The 10,544-nt window shown below is 38.1% G+C and carries 9 protein-coding genes; 2 read left to right on the plus strand and 7 right to left on the minus strand.

Features of this window, described 5'->3' with window-relative positions:
* Nucleotides 1-2: 2 nt before the first annotated feature.
* From ABFC98_03595 to ABFC98_03605, 3 genes are read right to left on the minus strand one after another with little or no spacing between them, the layout of a single operon-like run.
* The gene (locus ABFC98_03595) at nt 3-881 is read right to left on the minus strand and encodes an RNA polymerase sigma factor RpoD/SigA (GenBank protein MEN6445111.1); all 879 of its coding nucleotides are present in this window, start codon (nt 879-881) and stop codon (nt 3-5) included.
* 9 nt (nt 882-890) lie between these two features.
* On the minus strand, nt 891-2,111 hold the full coding sequence (locus ABFC98_03600; GenBank protein MEN6445112.1) for a LysM peptidoglycan-binding domain-containing protein: 1,221 nt from the start codon (nt 2,109-2,111) through the stop codon (nt 891-893).
* Nucleotides 2,080-2,349: an acylphosphatase gene (locus ABFC98_03605; protein MEN6445113.1), complete on the minus strand. Its 270-nt coding sequence runs from the start codon at nt 2,347-2,349 to the stop codon at nt 2,080-2,082. Before ABFC98_03605 ends, ABFC98_03600 begins: the two co-directional genes overlap by 32 nt.
* Before the next feature lie 181 nt (nt 2,350-2,530).
* On the opposite strand from ABFC98_03605, the gene ABFC98_03610 reads away from it, so the two are divergent.
* The gene (locus ABFC98_03610) at nt 2,531-4,228 is read left to right on the plus strand and encodes a Na/Pi cotransporter family protein (protein MEN6445114.1); all 1,698 of its coding nucleotides are present in this window, start codon (nt 2,531-2,533) and stop codon (nt 4,226-4,228) included.
* On the opposite strand, the gene ABFC98_03615 is transcribed toward ABFC98_03610, so the two are convergent.
* From ABFC98_03615 to ABFC98_03630, 4 genes are all read right to left on the minus strand, one after another.
* Entirely contained in the window at nt 4,225-5,193 is a 969-nt protein-coding gene (locus ABFC98_03615; GenBank protein ID MEN6445115.1) for a KpsF/GutQ family sugar-phosphate isomerase, read from the minus strand. The genes ABFC98_03610 and ABFC98_03615 overlap by 4 nt on opposite strands.
* On the minus strand, nt 5,190-7,091 hold the full coding sequence (gene thrS / locus ABFC98_03620) for a threonine--tRNA ligase (GenBank protein ID MEN6445116.1): 1,902 nt from the start codon (nt 7,089-7,091) through the stop codon (nt 5,190-5,192). The genes ABFC98_03615 and thrS overlap by 4 nt, the downstream gene beginning before the upstream one ends.
* 627 nt (nt 7,092-7,718) lie before the next feature.
* On the minus strand, nt 7,719-9,782 hold the full coding sequence (locus ABFC98_03625; GenBank protein MEN6445117.1) for a heavy metal translocating P-type ATPase: 2,064 nt from the start codon (nt 9,780-9,782) through the stop codon (nt 7,719-7,721).
* Entirely contained in the window at nt 9,783-10,136 is a 354-nt protein-coding gene (locus ABFC98_03630; protein MEN6445118.1) for a metalloregulator ArsR/SmtB family transcription factor, read from the minus strand.
* 217 nt (nt 10,137-10,353) lie between these two features.
* Between ABFC98_03630 and ABFC98_03635 the strand changes: the two genes are divergently transcribed.
* The coding region (locus ABFC98_03635; protein MEN6445119.1) for a hypothetical protein at nt 10,354-10,544 on the plus strand (191 nt) is incomplete at its 3' end.

The raw sequence follows: 10,544 nt of genomic DNA on the forward strand, positions 1-10,544 counted from the left end.
GTTTAGTAGTGATATTTATCCAGAAACCTATCCACAAATTCATCTTCTTCTGGTTTTATTTCCCGCATTATCTTTTTTAATGCTTCTTTTTGAATTTGGCGAACTCTTTCTCTGGACAAACCCATTGATTCTGCGATTTGAGCAAAATTACGGGATTCGTGTGATTCGTTTAAACCAAAATAACTTCTAATTACATCCGCTTCTCGCTGATCCAGTTTATCGATTGCCTTTTGGATTCTTTGCTGCATTCTTTCCTGGTAATATAAACTTTGCGGGTCTGCCATTTCTTTATCTTCTATTAGGTCTTTGGGGGAAAAATCTTGATTGTCGGGGGTAGTGATAATATCATCCAAAGAGCTTGTTTCCGGTAGTTGGTTTTGGAGCTTGTCAATCGTCTTTTCTGCAATTTGCATTTTTTCGCTTAATTCATCAGTGGAAGCAATTTCTCCCGTTTCGGAAAAATATCTGTCCTGAGTTGCCTTAACTCTATAGGCGGCAGTTGTTTTTCCCATTGGCACACGAATTAAAGAGCTTTTTTCACTAACAGCAAGGGTAATTCTTTGTTTTATCCACCAGATGGCATAAGAAATAAGCTTAATGTCTTTATCAGGATCAAACTTTTCAATTGCTTTAATTAAGCCGATATTGCCTTCGCTAATCAATTCCGAAAGCGATAATCCTCGATTTTGGTAGCGGGAGGCAATTTTAACCACGAATTTCAGGTTTGCCTGAATCAAGCGGTTCATTGCTTCCATATCACCATTTTTTGCTTTGAGGGCAAGTTTGTGTTCTTCTTCGCGCGTAAGGGTTTTGAATCTGGATATTTCGTTCAGATAGTTTTGTAATGCTTTATCTGCAAAGACACTTTCTTTCCGGCTCATTTTATTTCCTTATTTTAGGGGCAAAACCTTACGAGGATTGATCGCCTTACCTTTCAGCCGGTATTCAAAATGTAAATGACTGCCTTGAGCATTTCCGGTTGAACCAACAGTAGCAATTTGTTGGCCCTGTTTCACTACATCATTCACACTTACCAGATTTTTTTCATTATGGGCATAAACTGTCATTACAAAATCGGGATGTTCGATAACCACTACATTTCCATAGGAACCTTGAACTCCTGAAAAGACAACGGTTCCATCCAAAACGGCATATATGGGCGTGCCATTTTTAGCTCCTAAATCAATTCCTTTATGAGGGCGTCCATTTCGTAAACCATATTCGGACATAATATGGCCGTCAACAGGCATAATTAGATCGGTGCGTATTTTATCCTTTTTCAATAATTCTTCTTCATTAAGGATGGTGGGAGGAGCAGTTGTTCCAGGATGAGGTTTTCCAGATAAATATATTTTTTGTCCCACCGTCAAATCAGGAGAGGTTAAGTTATTCAATTTCATCAATTCATCAACTGTCATTCCGTTATTAGTGGCAATTCGATAAAGTGTATCTTTTTTTTGAACGATATAAACTCTTTCAATCAGGACTGTATCTTCCTTCGCGGGCGTGTTGGAAATCAGCGCAACTGGTTCAGGATTTGATTCTTCTGGCTGTGTAATGGTTTCGCTGCTACCAGACGGATTCTTGACAATTATTTTATCACCCGGATATATATTAACGGAGCTGTTGGCAAAGTTATTCCAATTTAGCAAATCCTTCAATGTAATATTGTTATTTACCGCAATGCGGTAGAGATTATCACCGGCTTTTACGGTGTAATAATATTCGGGTGGAATTATGGCTGGCGCAAGGGGAGGAACAATATTATCAGGAGTAGTTGGATTTGGATTCGGAGATGGGAGAGCACTTTCCTGATTTTCAGCCGGAACTGGTTTTATAACCGGCACCGGAGTAACCGGTTTGGGCTTTGCTTTTTCCTTCTTAATAATCAGTTTTTGCCCAATGGCAAGATCATTATTAGATAATTTATTCAGCCGTTTTAATTCATCCACAGTTGTGCCGTAACGCTTACTGAGAGAATAAAGGGTATCTCCTTTTTTAACAGTATGTATCTGATCAGCCGCAGAAAGCCCCAAAGGCAAAATGAGCAATATCTGCATCACCATCAGCCATAAGTATTTATTTAATTTCAAAGTCATTATATTCTTCATCACTATCCAGTTTATTAATTTCCAGCTTTTTTACCAAAGCATATTTATTCCCTTCTGCTACCCTATGCATAAAGGACTCAAAAGTGTTCTCATCTGTCTGGGCAACGATTTTAACCGTTCCATCCCATTGGTTTCGAACATAACCTTTAATTCCAAGTTCGCTTGCCAGGTTCCAGATAAAATAACGGAACCCAACACCCTGAACTCTACCCTTTGCATAAAGTTCCCAAGTAGGCATATTTCAAACCTTTAGTTAATTTGTTCTTCATAAATAAACTACCAGAATTTGTCAAGAATTCGTTTTCATTGATTTTTTAAGAAAGCATAATTTTACTAAATGTCAAGCAAAAATTACTTGACCATTACGAGGGCTAAAAAAAACTATAAATATTACGGTTAAAAAGGAACATTGAGATTAGATGAACTTGTTGAATATCATAAACTTGATAGGTGGTTTGGCACTTTTCCTATTCGGAATCAATAAATTGAGCGATAGTTTACAAGCAGTTGCCGGTTCCGAAATGCGAAGGATCCTAAAGGTCCTCATTAATTCTCCTTTGAAAGGTGTCTTAGTTGGTTTGGGTGTAACTGCTTTAGTTCAAAGTAGTTCGGCAACTACAGTTATGACGGTTGGTTTTGTCAATACCGGAATTATGACATTAAATCAGGCAGTAGGGGTAATTATGGGCGCCAATATTGGCACCACGATAACTACCCAATTAATTGCTTTCAATATTGGTCAGTATGCTTATTTGTTCATTGTTTTAGGAGTCGCTTTACTTTTCATCCGCAAAAGCAGGGCAATGGAACATTGGAGCCAGATAATCATTGGTTTCGGTTTATTGTTTATCGGGTTAAATGTTATGGCTGAATCAGTTACTCCTTTGCAGAATTCCGTAGTGGCAAAAAATTTAATGATTCAACTGGCTTCCAATCCAATTTTAAGTATCTTAGTGGGAACCGCTTTCACAATGTTAATTCAGAGTTCTGCTGCCTCCATAGGAATAGTGATGGTTTTGGCATCTACGGGTTTGATACCTTTTGAAGGGGCTTTGTATTTGGTTTTTGGAGATAATATTGGCACTACGATCACTGCCTGGTTGGCAGCCATAACCAGTAGTAATACAGCCAAACGCGTAGCTATGGTTCATACTCTTTTCAATTTGTTCGGAACGATCATTTTTGCAACTTTAACTTATTTGGGCATATACCCCTTACTTATTAACTGGATTACGCCGGGGAATGTTTATTTAGGACAGAATGTAGCTCGGCACATTGCCAATGGGCACACTTTATTTAACATCATCAATACTATTTTCTTCTTGCCTTTTGCCGGTCTATTGGCTAAAGCTGCCACTAAAATTATTCCGCCTGATAAAGTGGAAACCATTTCTTTAGGCGAACCCAAACATTTGAATTATACCATCATCAACAATTCGGACTTGGCAATAAAACAGTCAATGAAAGAAATGCGAGAAATGTTGCGTTTAGTGAGAATGGAACTGTTAATTTCTTATCAAGCATTCAAGGATAAGGATTATAAGAAGCAATTACGCGTAAGCCGGATTGAAAAAGCCATTGATAATCTCCAACGGGAAATTACTCTCTATTTAGTGGCTGTGAATGAAAAGACAAAGGCAGAAGACATCATTCATAAGATACCTGCTTTACTACATTCGGTTAATGATATAGAAAAAATTGGTGATTTTACGGAGCAAATCAATAAAATTTTGAATGAGCAGATGATATCTCAAAAGCATCAGCTTCCTCCCGAGTTTATTAAAATGATAGACGATTTACATTCCAAGCTGCTTATTATGTTGGATTTATCCATAGATTATCTGGCAGAATTGAAAGAGGAATATGTTTATAAAATAATTGAAATGGAAGGAAGAATAAATGAGACCCACCATTTCTTGCGAGAAGATGTTCTTGCCAGAATTCAAAATAGAGAATGTGAAGCGGCAGGGGGCCTAAATATTATTGACTATCTGGATGAAATAGAAGAAATTGCCGATAAATTAAAGAATTTAGTAAAAGCGGGAACGCACGATTTTGTCTATAATCACAATTATGAATTAGAACCAGATGAAGAAGAAGAAAAAGACCTCTATTAAATAACTCCTGCAGTCAATAAATCGTGCATATGTAACATTCCTACGGGGATGTCATTATCGTCAACGACGGGTATCATCGTTATTTTATATTTTTCCATCAAATTCAATGCTTCAACAGCCAGAACTTCAGGTTTTAGTGTTTTGGGGCTGGGAGTCATACATTCTTTGGCTGTATAATTCAATAGGGAATTACCTTTTAGGTGCAATTGTCTTCTTAAATCACCATCGGTTATCATTCCTATCAGTTTATCATTTTTATCCGTCACGGCTGTGCAACCCAATTTTTTGGAAGTCATTTCAATGATTGCTTCAGACATATTGGCATTTTCTTTAATAACGGGAAGTTCCGTTTTACTGTGCATCAAATCGTTCACTTTTAAAAGCAGCTTTTTACCGATGGTCCCACCGGGATGGATACGGGCAAAATCTTGCAGCTGGAAATTTTTATATTTCAGCAAAGCAATAGCCAAAGCGTCACCAACCGCCAAAGCCACCGTTGTTGAAGCAGTTGGAACAATTCCAAGGGGCTCCAATTCTTTGGGTATATGACAGTTTATCACGACATCGGAATTTTTTGCCAGTTGGGATTTGGGGTCTCCGGTGATAGCTATGATGGGAACATAATTAAATTTCAGAAAGGGAATCAGATTGATCAATTCCTGAGTGTTTCCACTATTGGAAATGGCGATCACCACATCATCGGATTCAATCATTCCTAAATCTCCATGAATTCCTTCCGCAGCATGTAAAAAAATAGAGGTAGTTCCCGTGGAAGCTAAAGTAGCGCTTATTTTTTTGGCAATAATTCCGGTTTTACCCATTCCCGTCAAAACCACTTTTCCTTTACAATTGCAGAGTAGTTCAAATGCTTTTTCGAGGGAGTCCTTACTCAGCTGTTCCGCTACTTTTTGAATGGCAGATGCCTCTTTGGCAAGTTCTTCCTGAACAGTTTCATAGACATTCATAGCGCGTGTCTCAAAATATTGATTGCTTCAGTTAAATTCATTATGCCCAGGTCACCAACTTTATGTTGTCTGATGGCGACCGTGGCATTGCTTTCTTCATTTTTGCCCACTATGCACATAAAAGGAATTTTGCTGTTTTCGGCGGCACGAATTTTATAACCCATTTTTTCACTGCGAGCATCCAATTCACAACGAAAGCCCTGTTCCAACAACTGTTCTTCTATTTTACGGGCATAGTCGATTTGGCCATCGGTAATTGGAATCACCATAATTTGGACGGGAGCCAGCCACAAAGGTAGATTGCCACTGTGATATTCCAGCAAAGTAGCAAAAAATCTTTCCACGGAACCCAAAACTGCTCTGTGAATCATAAAAGGTCTATGAGCGGTATTATCGGCGCCGATGTAAGTCATATCAAATCTTTCTGGTTCATTAAAATCAAATTGGATGGTAGTGCATTGCCAAGCTCTGCCCAAGGCATCTTTAATTTTGATGTCAATTTTAGGACCGTAAAAAGCTCCGCCCCCTTCATCCACTTTATAGTCCAGACCCAATTTTTCCATTGAAGCAGCCAGGGCAGAGGTCGCTTTATCCCAGTCCTCTTTTTTACCCACGCTATCTTCTGGCTGGGTGGAAAGATAAATCATAAATTCTTTAAAACCGAATGCCTTTAACATATCCAATGCAAAGACGATCAATTTTTCCACTTCATCATCCATTTGTTCAGGAGTACAGATAATATGAGCATCATCTTGTGTGAAACCCCGCACCCTCATCAAACCGTGTAAAACGCCACTTCTTTCATATCTGTAAACAGTTCCCAGTTCTGCTAAACGGACAGGCAATTCACGATAACTGTGCTGTTTGGTTTTGTAAATACTGATGTGAAAAGGACAGTTCATCGGCTTTAGATAATAATCCTGACCTTCAATGTCTATCTTGCTATACATATTTTCTTTGTAGAAATTTAAGTGACCGCTAATTTCCCATAAATTAGCGCGTCCTATATGGGGAGTATAGACCAGTTGATAACCCTTTTTCAAATGTTGATCTTTCCAGTATGCTTCAATTAAATGACGCACCATAGCTCCTTTGGGATGCCATAAAACCAGTCCGGGTCCTACTTCATCGTTGATGGAAAAAAGATCAAGATCTTTACCTAATTTACGGTGATCGCGTTTTGCGGCTTCTTCCAAAAATTGTATATAGTTCGTCAGTTCTTTTTCCGTTGGGAAACTTATTCCGTAAATCCGTTTCAGCATTTTATTTTTTTCATCGCCACGCCAGTATGCACCGGAAGTTCTTAAAAGTTTTATGGCTTTAATTTTTCCGGTATGAGGAAGATGAGGTCCGCGGCATAGATCAATAAAATCGCCTTGACGGTAAGTGCTGATTATGTCTCCTGTGGGGATATTTTCCAGAAGTTCCAATTTATATGTTTCGCCCATTTCGCCGAATATTTTCGCTGCTTCCGCTTTACTTAATTCTGCTCTTTGGTAGGGAAGCGCTTGGGAAATTAGTTCTTTCATTCTTTGTTCGATTTTTGGCAAGTCCTCTTCCGTAAATGGTTCGTCTCTATCAAAATCATAATAAAAACCCTGTTCAATAGCAGGTCCGATGGCAATTTTTACTTCCGGAAACAATTGTTTTACTGCCTGTGCCATTAAATGAGCGGTACTATGCCAATAGACCTCTTTTCCTTGTTCGGATTCAAAAGTGTGAAATAAGAGGGTGGCATCTTTATCTATCATATAATCCAGATCAACCAGATTATTGTTTACTTCTGCACAAACCGCCGCTTCCGCTAGTTTTGGACTGATATCTTTCGCAATTTGGATAGCGCTGACGGGGTTTTCGTAATTTCGTATATTACCGTCGGGCAAAGTAATTTTTAGCATTTATAGCTCCATTTTCCTAAATTTTACCAAGTAATAACCTTAATTTCCATAAATATGATTCTGTCAAGCCGAGAATGATTTTCGATTTTAATTTTACCCCCAAAAAAGAGAGAAGCACGCAAATTTCAGAGATTCCGCATCTTGCAATTTACTTAAGTGGATATTATAAGCCATTTATACCGATACATCCTTCCAATTTCCTTGGTTGCTATTTCTGCATAACTTTTGACTTGCAGGCAGTTTCATATTGCACAGGCACCCTTTCAGTTGGTTTTTTGTCCTTTTTTTCAGCGTAAAGAAAAGTCCCCTTTTAGCAGAATAACTCCAAATGGCTTATGCCTCAGCATTATGTTCTCATAGACCCTAAAATCTAAAATCCTGGTTTCTTTGCTCATCAGGACATTGGAAGAATATGTTATGTTCCAGTAACATATCTGTAACAATTCTCTTACGAGATAAGAGCAGTGTTACGCCAGTGTAAGGGAGTTGTTACGCAAGGTTCTGAAGATGAATAAGTTAGGCAATAGAATTCCCTTAGGAGGCATTTTGGACACAATTACGAATGAACGCTCTGAAAAACAATGTGTTAGTAGATATGGATTAAAGGACGGTTTATTCCAATGGAAGTTACATTGACGGCTTTTTCATCATTCGTAAAGAATTGAAAATAACCAGTAAAGTTACTCCAACATCGGCAATAATTGCTTCCCATAGATTGGCAATTCCCGCAACTCCCAAAGCCATAACCAGTGCTTTTATGCTTAAAGCCAGGATGATATTTTGCCAAACCATTTTATTGGTCTCTTGGGAAATGTTGAATGCACTTTCCAGTTGTTCGGGTTTATCATTCAATAAAACGATATCTGCCGTTTCAATGGATGCTTGAGCTCCAATTTTTCCCATAGCGATTCCCGCATCGGCTCTGGCTAAAACGGGGGCATCATTTAAACCATCGCCGCAATAAGCAACTTTATTTTTAGCGGTTTTCAGGATTTCTTCCAATTTTGCCAGTTTACTTTCTGGGGTTAATTCGGCATAAAAGCTATCCAAACCAAGTTCTTTTGCCACTTTTTCCGCTTTGGGATAGCGGTCTCCGGAAAGCATTGAAAGATGCTTAATCCCTTTTTGTTTAAGGGAATGCAATACTTCTTTCATTCCGGGTTTCAATTCATCCTGAAAACTTATGTAGCCCAAATAGATGTCATTTTTCACGGTATGCACTACACTATTGTCGCCTGCATCAAGCAAATTAATAAAGCCGAAGGACTTTAAAAAATCAACATTGCCGCAAAGATAGCGGTCTTTATTATAAACCAATAAAACACCTTTACCGGGATATTCGGAAAATGCCTCTACCGCGGAGGGCTCAAAACGGTAAGAAAAAACACTTTTAATGGCTTTGGCAAAAGGATGAGAAGATGTCCATTCACACAGCCAAGTGCTATGTTTAAGTTCTTCAGGGTCAATTTCTGGCGCGGCTTTAATTTCGGCAATTCGCAAATCACCGGTGGTTAAAGTTCCGGTTTTATCAAAGACAATTGTTTTAACTTCATTTAGCATATCCAAAAATACGCTACCTTTGAAAATGATTCCCTTCTTTGCCGCTTTGCCTATTCCAATATAATAGGTTAAAGGTATGGAAATTACTAAGGCGCAAGGACAGGATACTACCAGAAAAATTAAGGAGCGTTTTAACCAGTCAGTATAATTATAACCTAAAATGGAAGGTATGGCAAATACTAAAATAGCGGCACAAACTACTGCGGGTGTGTAATATCTGGCAAAACGGGTCATAAATTTCTCGGTTTCGGATTTTTTGCTGCTGGCATTTTCGATAAGTTTTATGATGCGCGAAACCATACTTTCCGCTTCTGTCTTTTGCACTTTTATTTCCAATAACCCATTTCCATTCAAAAAACCGGCAAAAACAGTGGATTTTGGTTCTACTAAAACTGGAATTGCTTCTCCCGTTATTGAAGAGGTATCAACTGTAGAGTCCCCTTTTATTACAATGCCATCCAAAGGAATTCGTTCTCCGGCATAAACAAGAATGGTTTGTTCTTGTTTGATGTTATTCAGCTTAAGATCTTCTATCCCCTTTTCAGTTTTTAAGTGTGCTATCTCCGGTTTTAAAGCAAGCAGGGATTTTAAATTATTTCTGCTTTTGGCAATGGCTCCATTTTCCAGATACAATCCGATTTCGTAAAAAATCATAACTGCCGCGGCTTCAATAAATTCACCTAAGTAAAGTGCCCCGAAAGTAGCCAAAGTCATTAAGAAATTCTCCGTAAAAATCTGGCGGGAAGATATTTCTTGTATTGCTTTTTTAATAACTCTGTGCCCGGCAATAAGATAGGCGGCAATCCCTAAAATTGTGGAAACCCGACTGCTAAAAAATAAACTTACCGCAAGAACCAAAATAGATGCTATTATAAACCAGGGTTTATTGCCGGTTTCTTCAATATCCATTCCTGCCAATGTAAATTGGACATTAGGATCAATTTTGGCTGCTATGGCATTTAACCTATTGAGCGGATTTTCCACTTTCTCTATGTATTCAATCGTTAAACGCTTGTTAATAAAATCCAAATTGGCGTTTTCCACTTCTTTTAAATTATTGATTTCCACTTCTATCTTATTGCCACAATCGGGACAATCCAGATTGTGCACATCATATTCTTCAATAATCATTTACAGCTCCTGTAAGTGTTCCAACGCAACTTTAAAAATGCTGTTAATATGTTCATCCGCCAAAGAATAATAAGTAGTGGTGCCTTCCTTGCGATATTTTACTAAACGATGTAAACGCAATAACATTAATTGATGCGAAATTGCCGATTGCTGCATTTTAACCAGTAGGGCTAAATCCGCTACGCATAATTCGTGTCTAAAAAGATAATACAATATTTTCAGGCGCGTACCGTCGCCAAAAATCTTGAAAAATTCTGCCATATCCTGGATGGTTTCGTCTGTAGGAATATGACTTTTTATATCATTCATTTCTTCTACCGAAATGCTTTTGCATAAACAATTCTGAGTATCCATTTTGTCTCCTTTATGAATATATGTTCACATATTGGAAAACCCGCTCTCCTGTCAAGGGATTTTTTTCGATTCTATCCTTTCCTAATGGAAAGATTTTTGCTTAAGGAAAAGATAGTAAAGAGGGATATTATTTACCTTTACACTCAGTTATTTGTGATAAAACGCTTGACTGGAATTGTAATTATAAAAAAAGGAATATGAAGGATAAGGAGAATAAATGTGCGGAATAGCTGGGATATATTGTTTTAACCAAGAATCAGTGAGTATAGCTAAAACATTAGATCATTTTTCAGATGGCAATGATAATCTGCCCCAAAATGCGCATAATTTTAAGCAGAAAGGCAGAGAGGCATTTTTGTTAAAAGCAATGACGGATGCCATTAAGCATAGAGGTCCTGATGATGAGGG

It is taken from the genome of Candidatus Cloacimonas sp. (genome assembly GCA_039680785.1).
In the GTDB taxonomy this organism is placed as follows: Bacteria; Cloacimonadota; Cloacimonadia; order Cloacimonadales; family Cloacimonadaceae; genus Cloacimonas.

What these genes read in the sequence shown, in the direction of transcription:
- ABFC98_03595 (MEN6445111.1), bottom strand. Translation starts at nt 881, where the DNA reads ATGAGCCGGAAAGAAAGTGTCTTTGCAGATAAAGCATTACAAAACTAT.
- ABFC98_03600 (MEN6445112.1), bottom strand. Translation starts at nt 2,111, where the DNA reads ATGAAGAATATAATGACTTTGAAATTAAATAAATACTTATGGCTGATG.
- ABFC98_03605 (MEN6445113.1), bottom strand. Translation starts at nt 2,349, where the DNA reads ATGCCTACTTGGGAACTTTATGCAAAGGGTAGAGTTCAGGGTGTTGGG.
- ABFC98_03610 (MEN6445114.1), top strand. Translation starts at nt 2,531, where the DNA reads ATGAACTTGTTGAATATCATAAACTTGATAGGTGGTTTGGCACTTTTC.
- ABFC98_03615 (MEN6445115.1), bottom strand. Translation starts at nt 5,193, where the DNA reads ATGAATGTCTATGAAACTGTTCAGGAAGAACTTGCCAAAGAGGCATCT.
- thrS (MEN6445116.1), bottom strand. Translation starts at nt 7,091, where the DNA reads ATGCTAAAAATTACTTTGCCCGACGGTAATATACGAAATTACGAAAAC.
- ABFC98_03625 (MEN6445117.1), bottom strand. Translation starts at nt 9,782, where the DNA reads ATGATTATTGAAGAATATGATGTGCACAATCTGGATTGTCCCGATTGT.
- ABFC98_03630 (MEN6445118.1), bottom strand. Translation starts at nt 10,136, where the DNA reads ATGGATACTCAGAATTGTTTATGCAAAAGCATTTCGGTAGAAGAAATG.